We start from the raw sequence: 23,776 nt of genomic DNA on the forward strand, positions 1-23,776 counted from the left end.
CATTTAAGTTGCGCAGTGGCATTGAGGCCATGTTCCGTGATTGCAAGACTGGTGGCTATAATCTTGAATCTACTTCTGCTGATGGTCAACGATTGATGGCACTGATTTTATTAATTGCTATCGCCTATACTTGTGCTGTTTTAGCAGGTCGTAACTCTCGTCAAATGGGATTACAAAAATATATTGGTCGTCTGAAGGAATTAAACCGACTACATCGCCGACATAGCGCATTTTGGGTTGGTTTGTATGGCCAATTATGGGTGGGTGCAATGGAGTTTTGGGCTGATTTAGCTCATGATTTAATGCGTTTAAAGCCCAGTAAACTACCCTATTTTCGCAAGGGTCTACGTGCTATGTCTCTTATCCAGTCTGCTTTGTAGCTTCTTTGTCACCCCTTCAGCCCCGGAGGTCTGCCACAGATAGGTGGAATTACGACTCGTGATCCAAACTTTCGTAACCGCATCGTCGGCAATATCAATTTTGAAGATTCTTTGGCAAACCTCAACAACAAACTAGCTAATAGAATTTCACTGCGTGGTGATGAAGGTGAACCTTTTAATGTTGGTCAAATTGCTGGTATGGCAAACGATGTTGTCTTTCATGCGTTAGCATCAACTAACTTGACTCTTGGTGATCATGTTGGTTATGGGCCTCGCGTTCTAGTTCATGGCGGTAGGCAGGTTATCAATGGTGTTGCTAATGGCCCTGAAACTAGCGTAGGTGATAACGTCGGGCTAGGGCCGAACTCCCTGATATACAGTGCAGTTATCGGCAACAACTCAGCAATTGGGCGAAAAAGCGCAGTATTCAATTCTACATTACCTGCCAGAACGTATGTCCGCTCTAGGGTAATCGTTGCCGACAGACGTCCCGGCAACAATGGCATGATTTTACCTGTCGAGTGGTAAGCAACGGGCTTTTGCATAATTATGAATCTAAAAATCTTGCCACTACTGCGGTTAGCATGCCTACGATTGATTGTGCTGTTCACTTTGATATTTGGGCTGGTACTAAGTTTTGATGACGGTTCCTCTTTAGCTGCTGACATCTCTTCTAATCAGTTTCAAGTGGTACAACCTCCAATCACCGGACTTGTTTCTACATTGTCGGATGAAGTCGAGGAATTACCATCAGATTTAATTCGCTGGTCAACCTACTGGCAACTTTGCTGGGAACCCTATCCCGAAGCTAAAGAGTACGAACTACAAAAGGTGCTTGGGGATGGCGCATCTCCAAAGTTGCAACATCAAAGCGATCGCTGCTTTCGTTTACAAGCGGCATCTAATGAAAACCTAAAATCCCAAGGATTACTCAACCGGGAAGTAATCTTGTTGATGCATAAGGTTCAACTTGGTTATCGAGTGCGACCCGTCTTAGACAATAACCGTGTTAGTGAATGGTCACAAGTAATGGCAGTAGGTGCAACTACTGCAACTACTGCCTCTGAATTGAATGGTACTAATAACACCTGTAATAGCGCTTGTGGCACCGAAGATAGCACCGGAAGTGAGTTTTTCTAATGTTTGTGATGCAATCCCAGCGCGAGGATACCCTAGTAAAGGTGCTTGTCCTTCATAAAGGGGAGATTTTCTCTGATGAGAATAGCTTGTGCTATTTGGGAACGCAATGGATCAATTAGATTTACGACACTTTGGCTATTCATTCAGTTGAATAGTAAGATGTTAACTTTTCAACTTCGGCGGCTATCAGAAGGAATCAAAAAAATCAAAAACAGCAGCAGCAATCTCTATCCGTAACAAGGCAAACGCGTGTGTGACTCGTTCCTAAGCCAATACATAACTTAGGGTGAGAACGCCAAGGAACGGAACCTTGAAAACCTCATAACTAAACCACGTCCGGATCTAAATGGGAGGGGCGGGAGATAATACTCCCCCTCGACCTAACTCTAAATAGTATAATCAGCAATAAATAGGCAAAATAACTACATCCAAATTCAACCAACGTTCTCGCAAAACTCCAGCTAGTGCTCGTAAACCCCACGCTTCACTACGATGATGTCCGACAGCTACTACTCCCATTTTAGTCTCTTGTATTGCTGCTTCGGCTGGTTTCCGAAACTGTCCTGTTATGTATACATCAGCGTTACGCTCTGCTGCTTCACGTACTAATAAATCTGTGATTGCTCCAACGACAGCAACGCGTTTGATATCACTATGAGTTACTATATACGCTTGCTCTTGTCCTCCAAAAATTTGAGTTATACAATTACACAAATACTCAAAACTTTGGGTTTGAATATTACCGATCATCCCAATTATTCTGTTTTCTTTTTTTCCTAATATTTCTAAATCAAAAATATTTAAAACTTGAGCTAACCGAGGATTAAAACTCATTGTTAAGCATTCATCAAATGGCAGATGGTAAGAGATTACCCCAAATTCTGATGGAAGAAATTCTGCTTTTAATTTCCACGGACGATGGATAAATAGTGCATCTAAACTTTGTGAAATTATCCATTCCTGCAAATTTGTGTTGGCTTCAAGAGCTAGTCCTAAACGTTTTACAGGATATACTGATGGCACATATATACCTCCTCTTTCGCTTCTAGGAAAGCGTTTAATATCAAAAAATTGATTAAGAAATTCTACTATCTCTTCGATGAAAATGGGATTGCTTTTATGGTTCATGAATATTTTCCATAAAGGAGAGTTGGAAATGAAACAATCATATTCACAAGTAGCAACACGACTTTGGCAAAAAAAACAATATTTGTTTTTTAGTTCATGATTTAAGTATTTTGTCAATACTTAAATTTTTATTTTAAAATCCATTATTTGATCACTCTGTCAATGCATAAGTTTTTGTGCTTATCAAGTTTGGATACAAGCGGGAGCATCCATAAGATAGCAAATAGTGTTTATTAAAGTTTGGTAACAACTTCACCTAACTCTGCTTTATTTTCCTATAACCCTAGGAAGATTGCTCAAGAACGCTAAGACCAGGGAACCTCTTAAAGAAAAGTAAAGCTTACTCATATTTAATTCAGCCCCGCAGTTCTTTAAGTAACGGTATATTTGAAAATCTATAACCGCACAATCCACTGTTTTTTGTTGAATCTATGAAGTCTTATTTAGCAGCCGCTATTCAAATGACCAGTGTGCCTGACCTACATAGAAATTTGGCACAGGCAGAAGAATTAATTGATCTTGCTGTGCGTCGAGGTGCTGCATTGGTAGGTTTGCCAGAAAACTTTTCTTTTATGGGAGAAGAAAAAGACAAACTTGCTCAAGGGGAAACTATTGCCACTGAAAGTGAGCAATTTCTCAAAAAAATGGCTCAGCGCTTTCAAGTTACAATCTTGGGCGGCAGTTTTCCAGTCCCAGTAGATAATACAGGCAAAGTCTATAACACTACCATACTCATTGATCCTAGCGGTGAAGAACTCGCCCGCTACTACAAAGTACATTTATTCGATGTTAACGTCCCTGACGGCAACACCTATCGAGAATCCAGTACTGTTATGGCTGGTAATCAACTGCCATCGGTCTATTTCTCTGAAAAACTTGGTAATATAGGTCTTTCTGTTTGCTATGATGTCCGCTTTCCAGAATTGTACCGACATCTATCAGATAAAGGAGCCGATGTCATATTTGTGCCTGCCGCCTTTACCGCCTTCACTGGCAAAGACCACTGGCAAGTATTACTACAAGCAAGAGCTATTGAAAACACCTCTTATATCATTGCTCCCGCCCAAACAGGTACTCATTATGACCGCCGCCAAACCCACGGACATGCAATGATTATCGACCCTTGGGGTGTAATTTTAGCTGATGCTGGCGAACAGCCGGGAATTGCGATCGCAGAAATTAATCCTTCGCGTTTAGAGCAAGTTCGCCGTCAAATGCCTTCCTTGCAACATCGGGTGTTTAGTTGAGTTAGAAGGGGCATTGGGCATGGGGAAGAAGGGGAAAGGATAAGGGGGAAAGGGTTTGTCTCTTCATCCTTTACCCAGCCCGCAGGGCTATTTTCCCTTTACCCTTTAACCCCTTCAGGGTGACGCTCCTGCGTCGCTCTAAGCGTTCGCGTTAGCGTCTCGTAGAGAAGCTATGCCGCAGGCTTTACGCTGCGAAGATCGCCAGTCGCTCATGGGGAGCCACTGCGGTGGACGGGTTCCCAAGGCACTCCGTTGGGCGGCTATGCCGACTTGAAGGAAGTGCCGCCGGCATAAAGCAAGTGGCGTGGTTTCCACGCCAGTTCCTTCAACGGGGGGAACCCCCGCAACGGACTGGCTCCCCAAGACCCTACGGGTTCGCCAGTTGCCTGGGTCGGGCTAACCCTCCCGCAGCACTGGATTCACCGCGCTGGCTCACCTTTTCCCCCCTCTTGTTGCTTCCCCTGCTCCCTGCTCCCTTTACTGGGTCTTATTTTCTAAAGTTTCCAGTAAACTCTTCAACATCAAATAAGACGAAGTAGCTCCAGGGTCTTGATGTCCCACACTCCGTTCCCCTAGGTAGCTGGCTCGTCCTTTTTTAGCCAACATTGGTATGGTGTTTTGCAACCCCTCTTGCGCTGCTGCTACAGCTTGTTGCATTGCTACCAACATCACCGCACCTGTTCCTACACACTGCCCAAAAGCCACCACAGCAGGAGATAAGACATCTACCATTGTCTTATCTCCCATTTGCGCTTTACCACGTTGCAGTACGCCATCTAAGCCAGCCTGAAGCATCTCCAGCAAATCTTGTGCAGCCAGTTTATGTTTGCCAGCTACTACTGTACTAGCTCGGAGAAAAAATGTGCCATACAAAGGGCCACTCGCGCCACCAATACTAGAAATCAGAGTCATACTTACTGTTTTTAAAATGCTACCAATGTCTTGATCCGCAACATTCGGTAACTGTGCGATCGCTTTTTTAAAACCACGATCCATATTAATACCATGATCAGCATCACCAATGGCTGCGTCTAATTCAGTTAAGTATTCCTTATTTTGCTCTATCTTAGTTGCAAATCCCTGTAACCATTGCAAAATCTGCTCTTTATCCACGATTTTGTCTGCCTCCAGCTAGCTTTGATGTAATTACTGATATAGCCAGCTTATAAAAAAGTAGAAAGGTATACGCGTTTTTTCTGATAAATTAGAAATGGTGAGGTATATAGTAATTAAGTAGTCAATTTAGCCGAGAGAAGATTTAATTGGTGTTGCCTTCTCAAAAGTCAATTTTAAAACAATTCACTTCTGCACTCCTAGTGGCTACCTTAGCTACTGCTTGCATTAAGTATACTAACAAAAACAATAGTCAAAGCCAGCTTGTACTCGCACAAACGAGTCAAAGTTTACAAGAAAATATTGTATTTCCTAAAAGTGCAGCAGTTATTGATGTGACTGCATCAGAATATGGGGCTAAACCCAATGATGGTAAAGATGATACGAAAGCTATTCAAAAAGCACTGAGTCAGTTTCCTGGTGGGGGGCGGATAATCTATTTGCCTAATGGCAGATATAACATCTCTGATTCCCTGCATTGGCCGCCGGGAAGAATTTCTGCCAGTGACTACAAGCGGACTATACTGCAAGGGCAAAGCCGAGATGGCGTAATTATTCAATTAAACGATTCTTCTGCCAAATTTCAAGATTCAAAAAAGCCTCGACCATTTATCTCTACAGGGTTTGACCCCAACTTAGATCCAAATACTAAAGCATTTAAAGCGAGTAGAAAAGCTCAACGTTTTGCTAACTCAGTGAGAAATCTGACTATTAATATAGGAAAGAAAAATCCAGGAGCAGAAGGACTCAATTTCATTGCCAATAATTTAGGATCTGTGCGAAATGTCAAGATTATTTCTCTTGATGGACAAGGAACAACAGGTCTGGCATTAACACATGGTGAAGTCGGCCCATTGCTCATTGATAATGTTGAGGTTGTAGGATTTGATTACGGGATACGTACCAATAATGTGATTGCCGGGATTACGATGCAAAACATCACAGTTCGCAATCAAAATAGGGCTGGTATCTTCAATCGTGGGCAAATAATGAGTCTTGAAAATCTTTATAGCCTTAATTCTGTACCAGCGATTGTCAATGGTAGTAATAATAATTCCGGTTATCAAACTGGAGGCATGTTGACACTATTAAATGCTCGTCTTGTTGGTAGTGGCAATGCTAAAAATGTGCCTGCAATTTCTTCTACCGGCTTTATTTATGCTCGAAATATATCAGGGGTAGGCTACAAAAATGTGCTTTCAAGTACGGCACGAAATGCAGTCGGTAATATTTCAGGAACTACAATTAGTGAATATACTTCTCGCCCTATAATTGCTGAATTTCCTAGATCTAGTAAATCAAAAGAGTTGTCCAAGGAGTCGCTGCAACTGCCGATTAAGCAATTTCCTCAGCTACCTTGGGATGATCCAAAAGCATGGGTCAGTGTTGAAAAATTTGGAGCCAAACCAGATGACAAAAAGGATGATACTGCTGCTTTTCAAGCAGCAATTGATTCTGGTGCTACAACCGTAGTAGTATCAAGAACAGGAAATTATACCATCAATGGAACCCTACGACTGAGAAAAAACGTACGAAGATTTATCGGAACTCAGGGTTGGATTGAGGGTAAGGGAGAGATAATTGCAGATAAAGGATCTCAACCAACTCTAATAATTGAGAATTTTTACATCAGGCGTGGCTCTCAAGTCAAATGGAAGAGCGTTGCTGACCGTACTGTTGTATTCCGTAGTATTGAAGGCTTCGATTTTGAAAGTACAGGTACTGGTGATCTCTTCGTTGATGATATAGTGACAGGTAAAGTTAGATTCCTCAATCCAGATCAAAGTATTTGGGCCCGACAGCTAAATGCTGAAGGGGCAAGGGTAACGAATGTAGTCAATAACGGTGCTAAACTTTGGATTCTCGGTTTTAAGACAGAACTGGGTAAAACCAAAATTGAAACCAGTAACGGTGGTTCTACAGAACTTCTGGGTGCATTAATTTTTTCCAACCACCTTAAAAAACAAGAACCGATTTTCCGTATCATTAATGCTTCTTCTAGTTTTGCTGGTGTTGGTGAAGCCCATTTTGCTGGACCCAGCTTTCAAACTTGGGTTGAAGAAACACGCCTTGGCGTTACTAGAAAGCTCAACCGAGGTGAAATTCCTGCGAGGACGGCTGCAAATGGACGAGCTTTAGTACTGTATAAAGGATTTGAATAACTCCCGAAATCATCAAAGCTAAATTCAGATATTTTGTACATTCCTTTCAGGGATAATCCTTTTATACAGCAGCGGTCACGGAGAACTCATGATGACATCTCCAGAAATGGTTATATGGCTACAAGAACGCACAGCTTTAGGAATTCTCTCACCTGAAGTGTTAGATGCGATCGCTCAAGTTGTTGAAGAACAAGTTGTACCAGCCGAAAAAAACCTAGTTACTGAAGGAAATTCCCCAGAAGCCCTTTATATTCTTCATACAGGTCAACTCGAAAGCAATACTACCAATAAAAGCAACCCAGCTTTAGCTTGTGGATTTCTTCCCGGAGCAGTTATTCATCTCAAAGAACTAGTATTAGATGAATTAGCCGCTTGCACAATTACTACCGTCACAGAATGTCATTTGTGGATTGTATCTAATACTCAATTTCGGGCATTAGTCAACCAATATCCTGAAATTACTCAAGGTTTTTCTCGGCAATTGGCGCAAGAATTGGCTCAGGCTACATCTGCTCTTGGTTACGAACAAGAACGCTCTGTAGCTTTGCGACCATATTTAGTCACCAAAGCACAACGGGGAATTGTCGGCACAAGTCGCTATGCTGTGCGTTTGCGCGAGCAAATTAGAGAAGCTGCTAATGAACGTAAATCTGTAGAGATTTTTGGGGAACCAGGGTTAGAAAAAGACAATATAGCTGCTCTGATTCACTTTGGTTCTGCTAAACGGCGAGAACCAATTATTAAAGTTAATTGTGGAATTCTTCAAACCAGTGGTGCAGATTTATTCGGTCGCGCTGGAGGTAAACCAGGACTATTGCAATGGCTAGAGGAAGGTACTCTAGTTTTTAACAACATCCAAGAATTGCCCCCAGAGTTATTACCTGCGGTGACGCAGCTGTTACAAACGAGTACATATACTCCCGTCACACGTCCTGGAGAACCAGCCGCTGAATCTCGTCAGAGCAAAGCCCGCATTATTATTGTTTCGGAAAAAACACAGCCAATAATTGAACGCTCTGTTGGTCGTGTGATTAAAGTACCGCCAATACGAGTACGGAAAGCTGATATTCAAGCACAGGTAGAATATTACATCAGTCTTTATGTCCGGGCTAGAGGTATTTCTAAACCACATGTAGCCCCAGAAGCTTTACGCCGCTTACAGTCTTATGATTTTCCCGGTAATCTCAAAGAATTAAAAAATCTGGTAGAACGGGCGATTGTACAAGCAGAAGATGCTAGTGAACTTACAGAAGAAATCTTCTGGCCAGCCGAAACGAAGAAAAAGCGATTTCGGGTGAATATGTTAAATGCTTATCCCCGTTTACGACGGTTTTTACGTAGTGATTGGTGGCCCGATCGCATTAATTATGGTTTTACTGTCGCGGCTTTTGCGATCATGGTTGGGGTATTATTTATTGGCCCTCAAACACGCGATCGCAATTTTGCTTTAAATCTATTTTGGGCTTGGTGGTGGCCTTTATTCCTTTTTCTCTTTCCCTTCTTGGGTCGGGTTTGGTGTTCGGTTTGCCCCTTCATGATTTACGGGGAAATTACCCAAAAGCTTTCTTTGTGGCTATTTCCGCGACAACTCAAACGTTGGCCGAGAGAACAAGCTGAAAAATGGGGCGGATGGTTTTTATTTGGTTTATTTACCTTAATTTTTCTTTGGGAAGAACTTTGGGATTTAGAAAACACAGCCTATCTTAGCGCTTGTTTACTGCTATTAATTACCGCTGGGGCAATGATTTTTTCTGCCATTTTTGAACGGCGGTTTTGGTGTCGTTATCTCTGTCCTATTGGCGGGATGAATGGTTTATTTGCCAAACTTTCAATGACTGAACTGAGGGCACAACAAGGTATTTGTTCTGCAACTTGTACTACATATCAATGTTATAAAGGTGGCCCCCAGAAAGGTGAAGGTATGGAAACCAACGGGTGTCCATTATACTCTCACCCAGCCCAGTTAGAAGATAACCGAGACTGTGTACTATGCATGACTTGTCTCAAAGCCTGTCCCCATCGTTCCGTCGAGTTTAATTTACGCCCCCCTGGTATTGAACTGTGGACAACTCATGTTCCTCGCACCTATGAAGTAGCATTGTTATTTTTGCTATTGGGTGGAGTATATCTGCATCGCTTGAATGAGTTGCAATCTTGGTTTGGGTTAGAACTTGATTTAACTCAGTTTTGGCAACACTTAGGATTATCGCTGCTAGCTTTAATTATCCCAGCCATTGTTACTTTCGTGGCTTACGGTTTGATATATCTGGTCAATTTTCAGCGTAAGCCTCGACCATTTGTAGAACTTGCTTATGGCTATCTACCCTTAGTCTTAGGGGGTAACTTAGCTCACTATCTACGTTTGGGGTTGGGTGAAGGTGGACGGATTTTACCTGTAAGTTTCGCTACTTTTGGTTTAAGCGGTGAACAATTGCCAATCTTGGTAGCTCACCCTGCTGTAATTGACTTTTTGCAAGGTGCTACTCTCATTTTTTCTGTACTTTTAACGATAGTATTAACCCAAAAAATTGCCCGCCAACCATTAAGAACAATGTTGTGCCAACATCTGGCTGCTATTGTTCTGGGAGCTAGTCTGTGGGTGATAATTGTGTTTTAAAAATTTTTTGAATCTCTTGTTTCCAGGTAGAACCTGGAAATGCATCCACAGCGGCTATGGTGTATATTATAACTACTACACTTAAGTATTAAATTTTTACTCATGTTTTTAATAAAATGTAGTTTCCATAACATTTATCTAGGAGAAAATACATTATTTATTGAAGAATTCATCATGTTGTAGTCGAGCATCAAGCAACGATTGTGGCTTGAACAGGCTAATACATGTAAGTATTTAAATTACGGAGGCTACTAGTTGTATTTTTTCTAAAAAATCTGCCAAGTTGTCCTAAATTTATTAATTTTGGAAACTATCCTGGTATATATTCTAGGAACAAGAAGTTAGAGTATAGGTCTAACTAAGTATATACATTGCGTAAGTCTCCATGTTCCGACAAACTGCTTTTGGCATCGCTTTAAGTACGCTTGTCCTTGCCACTGGATTAATGAATGCTCCTGTACCAAGTCATAGTTCAACAAAACAAGCCACTTACGATCAACCGTTATCGATTCCTTCAAATCAGGTTGCAATTTCGACTACCACTTTTCAAACTACTGCTTTAGAAAAATCAGTTTTTGACCAAATTAATCGATATCGGGCTGCTAAAAAACTGTCTAAGTTGAAACTCAATGCAAATATCAGTCGACAGGCAAGGATTCATAGTCAAAATATGGCTAGAGGTAAAGTTCCGTTTAGCCATCAGGGATTTGAATTGCGGGTCAAAGCTATTCCCTTACCCTATAACAGTGCAGCAGAAAATGTTGCCTTCAATCAGGGATACAGTAATCCCGCTAGCCAAGCTGTTATCGGTTGGCTGGAAAGTCCTGGGCATTTGAAAAACTTACAAGGCAATTTCAACCTGACTGGGATTGGTGTTGCTGCCAATAAGCAAGGCGAAGTTTACCTCACGCAAATCTTTGTTCATACTAGTACAGCACGGCAAAAATAACTAAACATTAAAAAATACACAAACTGCCTATTTGTATGAGATGGATATAATTGCTGATTTTTTGCACAATAATAATGTAGTGTCTAACAGTAAGTTTGTCTGGAAGACACTGCATTTATTCTTGAGTGATTCATGAGATTACAAGATTTTCAAGTTAGCGATCGCGATCTTAGTGACGCTGCACTTTCCGAGTATTTAGAATCTGAAGCGATCGCGGTTGATACCGAAACGATGGGCTTGTTACCCCAACGCGATCGCTTGTGTCTTATTCAGCTATGCAACCTTGAGGGCAAGGTAACGGTAGTCCCCATAGCCAGAGGTCAAACAGATGCCCCCAACCTCAAAAAACTGCTAGAAGCAGCGAATGTTGTGAAGGTATTCCACTTTGCTCGTTTCGACGTGGCTACTTTACGCCATAACCTAAATATTAAAGTTCAACCAATTTTTTGTACTAAGATTGCTAGCAAATTAGCCCGCACTTACACCAATCGCCACGGACTCAAAGATGTGGTGCAAGAATTAACACAAGTAGAATTAGATAAAAGCGCTCAAAGTTCTGATTGGGGTAATGCTACTAATTTATCTGAGGCTCAACTCAGTTATGCCGCCAATGATGTCCGCTACCTGCTCAATATCCAGCAGAAGCTGATCGAAATGCTGCAACGAGAAGATCGTTGGGAACTTGCTCAAGAGTGCTTCCAAGTTCTCCCAACGATAGTTTCCTTAGATTTGTTGCAATTTAAGGATTTATTTGAACACTAATTCAATGGTCATAAGTCAAAAGACTTTGAGATTTTTTGTATTTTGACTATTGACTAAAAAACTATACGTCTTTTTGCTGATTTTCTTGTTGTAATCTCACATTAGATTCATCTGTGCTTGCGGGAGTACTTGATTGAACAGTACTTTGGGTTGGCGCATCCACTACTTTTTGCTGATTATCTAGGTGATTTTGCATCCGAGATACAACATTGTAGTCATCTGCACCTGCGGGAGTTCTAGATTCAATTATGCCTTCTGTTGGGCCTCCAATTGCTTTCCATGCAGCCAACCCACCTTTGAGTTCAGATACATGCTCAAACCCAGCAGCGCGCAAGCTTTGTACACCTTGAGCTGTTTCTTCATCATTTGCACCGTAAATATAAATGTCACGGCTTTTTTCTAAAGATGATGAAGCTCTATCTACCAAATCTTCCATTGGCATTGGCATCGCACCCATAATGTGACCTTCGTTATAGGTCATGCGATCGCGGATATCCAATATTGTAAAAGCTGGCTCGCCCCATTCCAACCTAGACTTCAGTGCATAAACGTCAGACTGTGACTCTATTGGTGGCTGTGAGGGAATGATATTGTTTAGTACATTGTTATTCATACGCTTTACCTAACCTAATTGCATTAGTAGCAACTTAACGAATTTTATAAATGCAATTTATCTTTCTTTAGTATGAAAATTTCAAAATATCTCTTATGGTAGATAAGCTAATTTATATATTTTTTAACAGTTAATTAACAACAAAAACAATAAATTCAAATTAAAATCCTAATATTTAAAATACAGCATATTGATGTTTATTAGGTACAGCAATCAACTCAAATTCAAAGTTTAAAAACTATTCCTGAAATTGGTGTACTTCGTGTACCTCAAAAGCGCTGTCAATACTACTTAACCTGAGTTCGGGTTAAAGATAAGAAGGTAAAAGTACCTGAGTTCGGAATAAAAAAAAGGACAGGTAGTAAGCTAAAAATAACGAAAATCCAACAACCTGTCCTTGCTGCTTTTAGCTGTAACACTTTCGTCCCTAATAAACAGGTTACGATCACTGCCAGTGATATGTTTCTTTGAGAGAGTTCTACCAATTTTTCAAAAGATGGCTACAGATAATAACACGAAAACGCGGAAATTGAACTGTTGCGAGATTATAGAAAATTAGGTAAGGATTCAGGTGGCAGAGTATTGACAAAGGGATAGCTTGAGGGTGAGTATCACAAATATGAACCAAAACCTGCCTCAAGAACTAGATAGAGAAAGCTTGAACCAATTGTCGAAGGAAGAACTGGTAGAGATGATTATTGAGCAGAGCAAGGTAATACGTGAATTACAGAAAACAGTATTAGAACTACAGCAAGAAATAGAACGTTTAAAAGTCAGCAGAGATTTAGACAGTAAAACCTCATCTAAGCCCCCATCAGGAGACATCCTCAAAAAGAGTGAAAACAAAAAAGCAGCACCGCAAGAAGAATCAAATCATCCCAAAAGAAAGCCAGGTGGGCAACCAGGGCATCAAGGTAAGACCCGTAAGGGTTTTGGTAGAGTAGATCGTTGTGAAATTTTACGTCCAAGTGATTGTGTCTGTTGTGGTCAAAAAGCGTTTGCGGCTGTGGCAGTAAAAGTAGAAAAACAGTCTGTAGCGCAACTAGTGGAGCGTCCCATTGAAATAGTTGAGTATCAACGCCATACGTGCCAGTGTGAGTACTGTGGCAATATACAAACAGCCTCTTGACCACAAAATATCATTCCAGGACAAGATTTAGGAATCTCTTTACAGGCGTTTTTAGGATGGGTAAATAATTATGCACATATTCCCTACGAAAAACAGCAAGAAATGTTGTGGGAATTGGGGCAAATTGAAATTGGGCTAGGCACATTGGTAGCAACCAATGAACGAATTCAACAGGCAATTGAACCAAACATTAGTGAATTGAGTGATTGGGTAAAACAGACACAACCTAACGTCCATTTGGGCAAGAAAATGGTGAACGCACTTAAATTTGCTGGTTGAGGTGGTAGTTTTTCTTTTTCCCACTCAAGCAAATTTCTGATTCATACTCTTGACAAAATCTTAAGAGATCGAATGAATCAGCCCTGCTGCCCTTCAGGGGGGCTAATAATGTGGATGAAGCAATAAAAGCAATAGAAGAGATTATTTCTTAGGCTGTTTTTTCTTTACTATCGTTGCGAATAATCATCCACACTGGGCGAAAATTCACGTTCTACCTCACCTACAACTGGTTCGCCTGATTCACCTAAAACTTTTGAATAGAATAGACCTGCCAATATCGCACCGAAAATTGGAGCTACCCAAAACAGCCATACTTGCTTAAACAGTTCTACACCAGCAAAAAGTGCCGGGCCAGTACTACGAGCCGGATTAACCGATGTATTCGTTATGGGTATGCTGATCAAATGAATCAGCGTTAGTGCTAAACCAATAGCAATTGGTGCAAAGCCTTTTGGCGCGCGACCATCTGTTGCACCTAAGATCACAATTAAAAAAATGAAGCTAAGTACAGCCTCTGTAATAAAACTAGCAGCCAGTGAATAACCTCCAGGAGAATGTACTCCAAAACCATTTGTCGCTAATGGATTGGAACCAGAAAGCGTAAATCCTGGTTTCCCAGTAGCAATTAAATAAACTATACCTGCGGCTAATATTGCTCCCAATACCTGAGCAATAATGTATGGAAGCAATTCTGAGCCAGGAAAACGCTTTCCTGACCAAAGACCAAATGATACAGCTGGGTTAAAATGAGCACCTGAAATATGACCAACTGCGTAGGCCATAACTAGCACTGTTAAACCAAAAGCCAGAGCAACACCTACAAAGCCAATTCCTAATTCATTGGCTTTCGCGTCTGGAAATGCTGCTGCAAAAACAGCACTTCCACATCCGCCAAGAACTAGCACAAATGTACCAAGAAATTCTGCAAGACATCGTGTAAAAAGTGATATCACAAATATTTCCTTGCTTAAGCAATTGATTGAAACCGTTAAGAAATTTCTTTAAATCTTGTAACTGGGGTGAAATGAGCAGTGATTACCAAGGTTACACACTTGGACTTGATAAGCCGTTTTCAACCCAAGCGATCGCTACCTAACTACAGATTTAGCGCTAACACCGTTTAATTTACCAGCTTTTATACACCTCAACGGTAACTCAAGCAACTCTTAACAAATAGGCGGCGTAGCGGAGTGTCTGTCGCTGTCTGCAACAAATTGGTTGGCTAGAACTAGTGTACTTTCTAAGGTAGATTAATCTTTGGGGCAGTGGAGCTATCAGTTACACTAGATACCACTTTGCGCGGCGTAAGAAAGGCAAGGATAATTGCCACCAATAACAATGCTGGAACATCACCAAACAGGTGTCCACGTTCAGCAGGATCAATTACTGCTTGTACCGCCATAATTAGCCCGTGGACTAAACTTGACCAAACAGTGAACCAGATTAAACTTAAGTGAGCTTCGGGTTGCCTTGAAGCCAACAACAAAAATACACCAAGCGTCGCATAAACACCAATAATCATTTGTTCATATTCGTACTGACCAGGTTGCCATAACCAGCCTGATGCCCAGATCTTTGTCAGCGGATAAATAAGTAAAAAGGCAATTCCGACAAGAATAAGAGCGATTTGTAAGTAACGGTGACGTTCATTCATTGCTCTAACCTCTGCCATTTTCCGGTGCAATTTTTATCAAAAAAACTGCTTAGTTTGTAATAGTATCCCTACTAGTGACACTTCAGTTTTGGAGTGTAAGAAATTTTAATACTTTATTCACTGCTTTAGCAAAGGGCATGATGACCTTTTCCATAGCTTATACTTTTTCACAAAAAGTATGATACAGATAGTCAAGGAATAAATTATGAACGAGCCCAGTCAATTTTTGCTTTAATGTTCTGTGCGGATTAATCGCTTATTGTCATCAGCCTAAGAAACCTAGCTTTCAATTTGAGTGGCTTTTACCTTCTTATCTTTAACCTGAACTCAGGTTATTTACTTTAATTTTGAACAAAAAAGGTAAAAATTTTCTTCACACTCTTAATTTTAAAACCTGCTATAAACCATTAACGTTCAGTTAACCCAAAAAGTCTCGTTTAGGACGCAATTGATCGCATCAAAAAATACCAATTATCCTCCCTTAACGAAACCGTATTCATTTAATAAAGTATTTATTTCAATTTTTACAAACAAATTTTAAAATACATCTTCTATATATTTAATGTTAAAAAAACTAAGATCAAAATATTTTTAGTGTTTAACAGTAGGATTTGCTAATAATAATGCTTCTTCAATTTCTTGCCGCAGCATTGGAGTTATATTTACCGCACAATTTAGACAATCCACTAGTAATTTATTTGCATAATAATATTGTTGAAGCAATTCCATCTGCTGTTGATTAAATTGCCAATCATGACCAATATTACGATATTGAATCAACGCACTTCTGAGCTTTCGACCCCAAATTTTACCATTCACTTGCCACCATTCTTGAAACTTTTTGGAATTGCTATCTATCTGGGGTAATTGTTTTTTAAGCTTTTGTAGCACTTGCTTAAATTCAGATTCTGATACCAGTTCCAGAGCTTCATTAAAGGCAATGTTCAGGGCATGGGCATGATCAAAAGAAATGGCAATGGTATCGTTGAGACTATGCTTCACAGCAAAATTAAGCTCACCAGCGCAAGTAAGAGTACTAATCAAAAAGTCGTCAAGGGCAAGGTTAGGGTTAAAGGCTATGTTACCAAGCAGGGCACACTCCAAGTCATAGCTAGGAGTATGAACAAATGAACGAGTTTTACAGCAAGATCTAATTTTATCTTTTTTGGTCATAGCATCAGTAGGGTCAACTAAGCTATGCTCACAGGGCTGTACAAAACGCTGGGCGAATTGGTTATCCTGAGGAGTACGTCCAACGCAAACCAAGTAAAAAGCACGAACAGCTACTGCTTTGTAGTGGGTAGAGACCGAACTTGATTTTTGGCATAGCCAGATAAGAAAGTCTTGTATTTTAACTTCAGCAGATACTAAGGAATCAATTTTGTGTTTCATCAACCATAGTATTTCATCAGTTTTAGTTAACATACTAACGGTTAGCAAAAATACATTATGCCAGGATTTTTCAGTTATCTTATTTACGAGATTTTTTCCGGCTTGTAATTGGTAATTGTGAACAATATTTTTCGCAGTCAAATATTCATGTAACGTCAAGTGAGAAAAAGAGTAAATTCCTCTTGCTCTTTCCACAAAAAAGCCATTTTGTGCCTCAATTTCTTTCAGCATAACTTTACTTTTATCTATGTCTATACTGCCGAAATTACCTAAGTACTCAGTAATGAATTGCTGAATATTTTCTTGTTCAAAAAAGTAATTTCTTCGTTCAAAAGTGATAGCAGCAATCTGAGATAGTAGTTGTTTTTTAGCTGTTGAAGTTAAATCATGGTAAGACTGAACTCGTTTAATACCTCTAACTTCGTCCCATCTGATTAACAGAATATTCAATATTTGTTCATAGAAATTAGTTTGGTTAGATGGAAATTCAGCCTTCCCTTGAAACACTAAGCAAATTAGATGTAGCAAAAGCGGTGTCACAGCAAATTCTCGAATTGGCTGATTTTCTGGGAGATTCAATTGATGAAGAAAAAAATTTCCCGTAGCTTCCCCATCTTCTCTAGATTTATGCGCGACTGCAAAAAACCAATTTTTCACAAAAATTTCGACTTGTTCATAACTAAAATCTGCAACCTCAACTTCTGTAAATCCCATAAATCTGTATTGTTGAGCAGCAATTCGACAGCTAATCACAAACTGATTTTTATAAAAATATTGTGTAAATCTGCGTAGTTCTCTAGTAACTTTATCTGCATGAGATGATGCTACTTCATCTAATCCATCTAGCAAAATCAACGCTTTGCCCTGAGCTAGTATGGTTGTTGTTGATTTTTCATCAATCCCACAGCTGAGAAATTCTTGGCTGATAAATTTCAATAAATTAAATTCACTCTCACTTTTAGCATCTTCGGCAAATTCTTTCAGTCTGATAAAAACTGCTATGCGGTGCGGTTGAAATTGACGATTGTTACACTCAGTCGCTAGATACTGTAAAAATGTGGTTTTACCTGAACCTGGCTTACCTAGTATCATTAATTTCGAGTATCGCAATGCAGCTTCTAATGCTGGTAACTTTCTTGGTTGCTTATCTCCTCCGATTCGGTTGAAGTTTATTTCTGGGCTGAAATCTTTTAACAATTCCGAAATTTCTAACCATTTTTGGCTGGTTATCTCTTCTAAAACATTCAAACTAGTGTAAATTTCTACTAGTGGAATTGGTTGAGCAATATCTAGCATTTGTAGAGTACTACACTGGTCTTGAACTTTGTCTTGGCGTTTTTGGCGTATTTCACATACCAATTTATCAAGGTCAATACTTTCAGCATTGACTTTAGTACCCACTTGAAATGCAACATCTTCAGATAAGCTAGCGATTTTTTGCCAAGATAGCCCTAGCTTTTGGCAAATTTGCACAAAACAACTACGAGAAACTGGTTCACCTGCAAAAAATTTAGAAACTGGTTGGCGTGTAATACCTAAAGATACTGCTAATTTATGTTGACTTAAGGTTTTGTCAGTTAAAGCTATTTTTGCTGCTCTGATGCCTTCTGGTGATGCTCTTAGTCCTTGGCTTGTCATATTCCCAGTAGTATATTTATGCTTTTTGTACAGTCAATTTTGTGGCTGCACGTAGATGCACTCCGGAAAAATGTCTCATAGCCTTCCAAAGAAGGTATTCCTATATGGTAGATTGAGAGTAAAATATATTACAAAATTTACAATTAAGATAACTTTGTGGCTTTGTTTATGAACAAGTTACTCTTATTTAGCCAGCGTCAACAAAAGAGGGTAAAGCCTAGTACAGCCTATTTGTAGTTAAGAGAATATACCTAAAATAAAGTTTCTGTTAACTAGGAAGATTTAAAATCATACCACTAAATATCAAAAACATACCAAAGTCACACAAAAATTATACATTTGGGATGCATTATGATAGCTGAAGTTTTTATAAATTTAATGGAAAATTAAATGTGGCTAAGTACTACAGTGGCAATGTCTGGCGACAAGCTGGCTTTACATCTACGTAATGAGCCAGGGTAGACGTAAATAAACCTTCTAAGAAGTGCATGCAGCAAGATTTCCTAAGAGTGGCTTCTTAATCAATAACTATCCCCAAAGCGAATCGCCAGATAAACAATAGGCTAAAAAGTTATGGTTATGCTTTCCGCTACAAATCCTAAAATTCTTGTTGTCGATGACGATTTCGGTGTCCGTAATCTTATATATCGCTTTTTAAGTCGAAAATATCAAATAGAGTCTGCCGCAGATGGTAAAACGGCTCTTTCATTGTTTGATAACTTCGACCCAGCTTTAGTAATTTTAGATTGGAATTTACCAGATACAAATGGCTATCATCTTTGCCAAGAAATGCAGAGTCGGACTAATGTTTTAGTGATGATATTGACTGGACGAACTGACGAGGCTGATAAAATTAAAATTCTTGCAGCTGGTGCTGATGACTTTATGACTAAGCCTTTTAGTCTAGCAGAAGTGGAAGTTCGCATACAAGCTCTTTTGAGACGCATACGCTGTATCAACCCTTCTCCGACACAGCGCCTCGTTTTTAAGCAGCTAGCAATTAACCCCGATGGGCGAGAAGTCACACTTAATAATAAGCCTCTAGCTTTGACAGCTTTGGAGTTTAATATCTTGCATTTTTTGGCGAGTCATCCTGGTCAAGCTTGGAGTCGTCCGCAGCTAATCCAAAAAATTTGGGGTTGTGAATATGTGGGAGATGGCCGAGTAGTTGATGTGCATATTGGTCAGCTTCGCAAGAAGATGGAAGTTGATACTAATATACCTGAGTTTATTAAAACTGTTCGAGGCTATGGTTACAAGTTTGAATTACCGGAATAAAGCAGCGGTTGAAAATTTTTGACCAAGGCTTACTGCAATTAAGCAAGATAGGATTACTTAGATATCTTATATTTTTGCAACTTGGGTCTACAGTTGGCATATTAATTGACCCTGACAAATTAACAGTAACAGTTTATCGGCTCAACCAAGCGCCAGTGATGTTGCAGAGTGGAAACATACTCACATTGCCAGAATTGCTACCGGGTTGGGAATTGGAAGTATCGCAACTGTGGCCACCTGAGTTTGATTGAAATATTAAGTAGAAAGCAGGAGATAAACCCGACCTCTCCATTGCTAAGGATAATTTAACTAGTAAATATACGTAAATATAGCTTGAGCAAGAATTTTTTTTACTGAAGTGATAGATCAAAGATCGCAACTGGGTAATTTATTTCTAGAAGACAGCGATCGCATTCTACACCCCAAACCACAGGAGAAACCCCATGCTCAAGCCAGAATTACAAGCCAAATTCCTCAGCCACCTCAGCAACCGTAAGAACAGAGAAGAAGAAGGTTTTACTTTAATTGAATTGCTAGTAGTTGTAATTATTATTGGTGTACTAGCAGCGATCGCGTTACCTTCACTACTTGGTCAGGTAAATAAAGCTAAACAAGCTGAACCTAAGAATAACGTTGGTACAATCAACCGCGCCCAGCAAGCTTACTTCTTGGAATACCAAGGTTTTGCCAAAGATATGTCAACACTGCAAGTAGGTGTTAAGAGCCAAACCGACAATTTCTACTACTCTGTTGTTACAACTGCTGACCTCGGAATTGTTTATGCCTCAGCTTATAAAAAAGCTTTGAAATCATACTATGGAGCAGTAGGTACTGAACTAGGCTCCGGTGCTACTTCTGAAGCACTGACAGTAGCAATAGCTTGTGAATCTCCAGATCCTAAATCTGTAGATAACTTTGGTGCAGTAGCTAATGTCACCGTTGCCAACATCACTACTGCTAAAGCTACTAGTTGTGCAGATAGTTACAATAGTTTAGCTAGATAAAAAATTTATCCGATGTTTATGAAAATTACAGCCATTTTTAGCTGATGACTTGTAGGAGTGAGTAGTGTAAAGACTACTCACTTTTGTCTTATATATTGAGTGAGATGATATGAATAAATCTGCTTTTATTAATCCTCAAGTTAATTACCAGCAAAAAGGGTATGAGTTGTTACTCCAAGGTATTTATCTGAAAGCTGCTGGTATTTACGAGCAAGCAATTACGGCAGAACCCGATGTTAAGTCCCATTATTGGTATTTAGGTTTAATCTTCTTGTTACAGGGACAAGAATTAGAAGCCAAAACGACTTGGCTAATGGCAATAATGGAAGATGAAGCAGAAGAAGTCAGTGATGAAAATGCAGAATTAAAAGAAATATTAAAAACAGAAGCTGAACGTCAAGAAAGGTTAGAAGAATATTCACTTGCTTGGAAGATTAGACAAAGTATCAAAGAACTTTTTCCTAAAGATGTTCACAACTTATTGCATCTCGTACAACTAGCAATAGAAGCCAAAACCTATAAAAGTGAAGATTTAGAAGAATATAGGTTGATTGAAATACTCCAATCTGAGCCAAAATTAGAAGTTAATTTAGAATTATTAACGCTAGTTTTGCGGAGTATTTTGGACTATGCATATTTAGAGTCTTCCTCGATAGATTTAGTAGAAGCTAGTTTACCTTATTTCGCAGACAATCTACAAACTCTCAGAAGTATATTGATACCCGCTGCTGTAGACATTGCCTATTCTCATGGGCATTCAGATATAGCAAGAAGTTTAGCTGAACTATATTTAAACTTAGACCCTGAAAATAAGGAATTTTTAGGACATTTAACAGCTTTTTACCAAAATGAAGGTAAATTTGATTTGGGTATAAAAACTGCTAAACTGTTTTATTCTTTAGTCGATTCTTTGGCAGAAAAAATATTTGCCAATCGCCAAATATTACGTGGTTTAATAAGTGCTGGTGGTTATTGGGAAGAATCTTGCGCTGCCAATCGTAAACAGCAAGATTTAATAGCGCAAATTATCAAAGAGAATCCGCAAGACTTAGATCAAATAAAAATAGTAAGGCTCTTAGGTGCTAATTATTTTGCACCTTATATTGAAGATAATTTGCATGAAAATAAGAAAATTCAAAATCAAATACTTAAATTATGTAATGATAACACTGCTGTGTATGCTCAAAAACAAGTAGAAAAATATTCTCAGGGACACTTACAAAGAAAGCAACAAAGTACATCTAACAAGAAATTAAAGATAGGGTACATATCTTATTGCCTAAGAACGCATTCTGTAGGTTGGTTAGCTAGATGGATATTTCAACATCACGACCGAGATAAATTTCAAATAAATGGTTACTTTATGGGTGCAGATAATATGTTGGATTTTCTGCATCAGTGGTATATTGATCAGGTAGATCAAGCATATAAATCAACAAATGTTTGGTCTATGGCAGAACAAATATATCAAGATGAAATTGATATATTAATTGATTTAGATAGCATCACTTTAGATACTACCTGTGAAGTTGTGCAATGTAAACCTGCACCAATACAAGCTACTTGGTTGGGTTGGGATGCTTCCGGTAGTCCATCTGTCGATTATTTTATTGCTGATCCTTATGTTTTACCAGAATCAGCACAGGAACACTACAGAGAAAAAATCTGGCGTTTACCTCAAACATATATAGCTGTAGATGGTTTTGAAGTGGGTGTACCTACAGTACATCGTGAACAGTTAGATATTCCTAGTGATGGAGTAGTATATTTTTGTGGTCAGCGAGGCTTCAAGCGACATCCAGACATCACAAAACTACAATTGAGGATTCTTAAAGAAGTTCCTAATAGCTATTTTTTAATTAAAGGAATATCTTCTAATGAAGAATCTGTTAAAGCATTCTTTTATCAACTGGCAGAAGCAGAAGGTGTAGATTCCTCAAAATTCCGATTTCTTCCCGGTGTACCCTCAGAAAGTATTCATCGAGCTAATTTAGGCATTGCCGATATTGTATTAGATACCTATCCCTACAATGGAGCAACGACTACTTTAGAAACATTGTGGATGTGTATCCCTATGGTGACAAAAGTAGGTGAGCAATTTGCAGCGCGTAACAGCTACACCATGATGATGAATGCTGGCGTTACTGAAGGTATTGCTTGGACTGATGAAGAATATGTAGAATGGGGCGTGCGTCTAGGTAAAGATGAAGCTTTGCGCCAACAAATCTCTTGGAAATTGAAACAGTCCAGAAAAACATCACCTTTATGGAATGGTAAGCAGTTTACCCGTGAAATGGAAAATGCTTACACCCAAATGTGGCAGAAATATATTAGTTCGTAGTAAGGACTGAAGTCCTTATATCTTAATCTTGAGGGCTTAAGCCGAATGGCACTAAGATAAGCTCAAAGCATTACAGAATCAGGGCTACAGGTTGTGTTGCCCAAGTCCACAGTAATAGCATTAATTAACATATATAAGCGTGTTTGTGTGCATTAAATAAGTAGCAGAAAAGAAAGTGCCAGAAAGCAGAGATGTTCTAAAAAATTTTTGGAGGTAAAAAAAGCTTACTCGTTCATTAGATACTTTAATTGAAACGAGCAAGCCAAAACCAAAATTACTACTACTGTGACATTAAGAGTACAAATCCTCAAGGACAAATTTAGTCAGAGCTTAGGGCTGCCTTTTAAAGAACTGTTGCCGGAATCGGTAATAAGACTTGCAATATCTGAGCTAAAAATTAAATACAAAAAGCGATTATTTGACCCATTTATAACCTTATGGGCATTTTTATCTCAAGTTTTAGATGCTGATAAAACTTGCCACAATGTTGTAAGTAAGATAATTGCACATTTGGCAGAAGCAGAGGTAGAAGTTCCGTCAACAGATACGAGTGCTTATTGCCAAGCTAGAGCAAGACTCCCAGAAAAGTTATTAGAGAAACTTTTCACTTCTTCAGCCCAAAGCTTAGAAGAGAAAGTGACAACAGAGTATTTATGGTGTGGTCGCAATGTAAAAGTAATAGATGGGTCAACTGTCTCTATGCCGGACACACAAGAAAACCAAAAAGAATATCCTCAACCTAGTAGTCAAAAGCCCGGATGCGGGTTTCCAATTGCCAAAATTGGTGTGATATTCAGTTTAGTTACAGGAGCCGCCGTTGCTTTGTGCATCGATGTCTTGAACACTCATGATATTAAATTAGCCAGGAAACTATACAGTTTTCTTAAACCCAATGATGTACTTTTAGGTGAGCGAAGAGAGCAGGGGAGGCAGGGGGTGCAGGGGGAGCT

18 protein-coding genes and 4 pseudogenes are annotated in these 23,776 nt (G+C 39.4%); 15 read left to right on the forward strand and 7 right to left on the reverse strand.

The window, feature by feature from the left end; genetic code table 11:
- The 3 genes and pseudogenes from I8751_RS19700 to I8751_RS19710 form a co-directional block, all read left to right on the forward strand.
- Positions 1-380, forward strand: a pseudogene (locus I8751_RS19700) (IS4 family transposase); the annotation flags it as partial.
- A gap of 111 nt (positions 381-491) precedes the next feature.
- Positions 492-908, forward strand: coding sequence for an LbetaH domain-containing protein (locus I8751_RS19705; protein ID WP_225894269.1), 417 nt, complete (start codon positions 492-494; stop codon positions 906-908).
- Positions 909-929: 21 nt separating this feature from the next.
- Complete coding sequence (locus I8751_RS19710) at positions 930-1,520, forward strand: hypothetical protein (RefSeq protein ID WP_214440815.1); 591 nt, start codon at positions 930-932, stop codon at positions 1,518-1,520.
- 399 nt (positions 1,521-1,919) lie between these two features.
- Here I8751_RS19710 and I8751_RS19715 read toward each other — a convergent pair whose 3' ends face one another.
- Entirely contained in the window at positions 1,920-2,648 is a 729-nt protein-coding gene (locus I8751_RS19715) for a Nif3-like dinuclear metal center hexameric protein (protein ID WP_214440816.1), read from the reverse strand.
- Between the two features lie 431 nt (positions 2,649-3,079).
- Here I8751_RS19715 and I8751_RS19720 point away from each other — a divergent pair, with 431 nt between their 5' ends.
- A complete protein-coding gene (locus I8751_RS19720) occupies positions 3,080-3,895 on the forward strand; it encodes a carbon-nitrogen hydrolase family protein (protein WP_214440817.1) in 816 nt (271 codons plus the stop codon).
- A 138-nt stretch (positions 3,896-4,033) separates the two neighbouring features.
- On the opposite strand, the gene I8751_RS19725 is transcribed toward I8751_RS19720, so the two are convergent.
- Positions 4,034-4,258, reverse strand: a complete 225-nt coding sequence (locus I8751_RS19725) for a hypothetical protein (RefSeq protein WP_214440818.1) — start codon at positions 4,256-4,258, stop codon at positions 4,034-4,036.
- 114 nt (positions 4,259-4,372) lie between these two features.
- Positions 4,373-5,011 carry a dihydroxyacetone kinase subunit DhaL gene (gene dhaL / locus I8751_RS19730; RefSeq protein WP_214440830.1) on the reverse strand — a complete coding sequence of 213 codons (639 nt, stop codon included), beginning with the start codon at positions 5,009-5,011 and terminating at the stop codon, positions 4,373-4,375.
- 149 nt (positions 5,012-5,160) lie between these two features.
- Here dhaL and I8751_RS19735 point away from each other — a divergent pair, with 149 nt between their 5' ends.
- The 4 genes from I8751_RS19735 (at position 5,161) to I8751_RS19750 (ending at position 11,498) form a co-directional block, all read left to right on the forward strand.
- On the forward strand, positions 5,161-7,170 hold the full coding sequence (locus I8751_RS19735; protein WP_214440831.1) for a glycoside hydrolase family 55 protein: 2,010 nt from the start codon (positions 5,161-5,163) through the stop codon (positions 7,168-7,170).
- Between the two features lie 91 nt (positions 7,171-7,261).
- A complete protein-coding gene (locus tag I8751_RS19740; RefSeq protein ID WP_214440832.1) occupies positions 7,262-9,787 on the forward strand; it encodes a sigma 54-interacting transcriptional regulator in 2,526 nt (841 codons plus the stop codon).
- 385 nt (positions 9,788-10,172) lie between these two features.
- Entirely contained in the window at positions 10,173-10,736 is a 564-nt protein-coding gene (locus tag I8751_RS19745) for a CAP domain-containing protein (protein WP_214440819.1), read from the forward strand.
- A gap of 132 nt (positions 10,737-10,868) precedes the next feature.
- Positions 10,869-11,498, forward strand: coding sequence for a ribonuclease H-like domain-containing protein (locus I8751_RS19750; protein ID WP_214440820.1), 630 nt, complete (start codon positions 10,869-10,871; stop codon positions 11,496-11,498).
- Positions 11,499-11,658: 160 nt separating this feature from the next.
- Here I8751_RS19750 and I8751_RS19755 read toward each other — a convergent pair.
- Positions 11,659-12,111: pseudogene (locus I8751_RS19755) on the reverse strand (rhodanese-like domain-containing protein); the annotation flags it as partial.
- A 619-nt stretch (positions 12,112-12,730) separates the two neighbouring features.
- Here I8751_RS19755 and I8751_RS19760 point away from each other — a divergent pair.
- Positions 12,731-13,480: pseudogene (locus tag I8751_RS19760) on the forward strand (DUF6444 domain-containing protein); the annotation flags it as partial.
- 206 nt (positions 13,481-13,686) lie between these two features.
- Here I8751_RS19760 and aqpZ read toward each other — a convergent pair.
- The 3 genes from aqpZ to I8751_RS19775 all read right to left on the reverse strand — a co-directional run bounded on the left by aqpZ (position 13,687) and on the right by I8751_RS19775 (position 18,203).
- Entirely contained in the window at positions 13,687-14,472 is a 786-nt protein-coding gene (gene aqpZ, locus I8751_RS19765; protein WP_214440822.1) for an aquaporin Z, read from the reverse strand.
- A 287-nt stretch (positions 14,473-14,759) separates the two neighbouring features.
- On the reverse strand, positions 14,760-15,173 hold the full coding sequence (locus tag I8751_RS19770) for a DUF6632 domain-containing protein (protein ID WP_214440823.1): 414 nt from the start codon (positions 15,171-15,173) through the stop codon (positions 14,760-14,762).
- Positions 15,174-15,764: 591 nt separating this feature from the next.
- Positions 15,765-18,203: an NACHT domain-containing protein gene (locus I8751_RS19775; RefSeq protein WP_214440824.1), complete on the reverse strand. Its 2,439-nt coding sequence runs from the start codon at positions 18,201-18,203 to the stop codon at positions 15,765-15,767.
- Positions 18,204-18,776: 573 nt separating this feature from the next.
- Here I8751_RS19775 and I8751_RS19780 point away from each other — a divergent pair.
- From I8751_RS19780 to I8751_RS19805, 6 genes and pseudogenes are all read left to right on the forward strand, one after another.
- Positions 18,777-19,481: a response regulator transcription factor gene (locus tag I8751_RS19780; RefSeq protein WP_214440825.1), complete on the forward strand. Its 705-nt coding sequence runs from the start codon at positions 18,777-18,779 to the stop codon at positions 19,479-19,481.
- 68 nt (positions 19,482-19,549) lie between these two features.
- Positions 19,550-19,732, forward strand: a pseudogene (locus I8751_RS19785) (Uma2 family endonuclease); the annotation flags it as partial.
- A 107-nt stretch (positions 19,733-19,839) separates the two neighbouring features.
- On the forward strand, positions 19,840-19,977 hold the full coding sequence (locus tag I8751_RS19790) for a hypothetical protein (protein WP_214440826.1): 138 nt from the start codon (positions 19,840-19,842) through the stop codon (positions 19,975-19,977).
- On the forward strand, positions 19,925-20,485 hold the full coding sequence (locus I8751_RS19795) for a type IV pilin-like G/H family protein (protein ID WP_214440827.1): 561 nt from the start codon (positions 19,925-19,927) through the stop codon (positions 20,483-20,485). The genes I8751_RS19790 and I8751_RS19795 overlap by 53 nt, the downstream gene beginning before the upstream one ends.
- A 109-nt stretch (positions 20,486-20,594) precedes the next feature.
- A complete protein-coding gene (locus I8751_RS19800; protein ID WP_214440828.1) occupies positions 20,595-22,826 on the forward strand; it encodes an O-linked N-acetylglucosamine transferase, SPINDLY family protein in 2,232 nt (743 codons plus the stop codon).
- Positions 22,827-23,111: 285 nt separating this feature from the next.
- Positions 23,112-23,776: transposase domain-containing protein (locus I8751_RS19805; RefSeq protein ID WP_214440829.1), on the forward strand; the 665-nt coding region annotated here is incomplete at its 3' end.

It is taken from the genome of Atlanticothrix silvestris CENA357, from assembly GCF_016056295.1.
Lineage (GTDB): Bacteria > Cyanobacteriota > Cyanobacteriia > Cyanobacteriales > Nostocaceae > Atlanticothrix > Atlanticothrix silvestris.

Excerpts from the sequence above, each read along its gene's own strand:
- I8751_RS19715 (WP_214440816.1), bottom strand. The coding sequence starts at position 2,648 with ATGAACCATAAAAGCAATCCCATTTTCATCGAAGAGATAGTAGAATTT.
- I8751_RS19750 (WP_214440820.1), top strand. The coding sequence starts at position 10,869 with ATGAGATTACAAGATTTTCAAGTTAGCGATCGCGATCTTAGTGACGCT.
- I8751_RS19710 (WP_214440815.1), top strand. The coding sequence starts at position 930 with ATGAATCTAAAAATCTTGCCACTACTGCGGTTAGCATGCCTACGATTG.
- I8751_RS19740 (WP_214440832.1), top strand. The coding sequence starts at position 7,262 with ATGACATCTCCAGAAATGGTTATATGGCTACAAGAACGCACAGCTTTA.
- I8751_RS19800 (WP_214440828.1), top strand. The coding sequence starts at position 20,595 with ATGAATAAATCTGCTTTTATTAATCCTCAAGTTAATTACCAGCAAAAA.
- I8751_RS19775 (WP_214440824.1), bottom strand. The coding sequence starts at position 18,203 with ATGACAAGCCAAGGACTAAGAGCATCACCAGAAGGCATCAGAGCAGCA.
- I8751_RS19720 (WP_214440817.1), top strand. The coding sequence starts at position 3,080 with ATGAAGTCTTATTTAGCAGCCGCTATTCAAATGACCAGTGTGCCTGAC.
- I8751_RS19780 (WP_214440825.1), top strand. The coding sequence starts at position 18,777 with ATGGTTATGCTTTCCGCTACAAATCCTAAAATTCTTGTTGTCGATGAC.
- I8751_RS19770 (WP_214440823.1), bottom strand. The coding sequence starts at position 15,173 with ATGAATGAACGTCACCGTTACTTACAAATCGCTCTTATTCTTGTCGGA.
- I8751_RS19795 (WP_214440827.1), top strand. The coding sequence starts at position 19,925 with ATGCTCAAGCCAGAATTACAAGCCAAATTCCTCAGCCACCTCAGCAAC.
- I8751_RS19745 (WP_214440819.1), top strand. The coding sequence starts at position 10,173 with ATGTTCCGACAAACTGCTTTTGGCATCGCTTTAAGTACGCTTGTCCTT.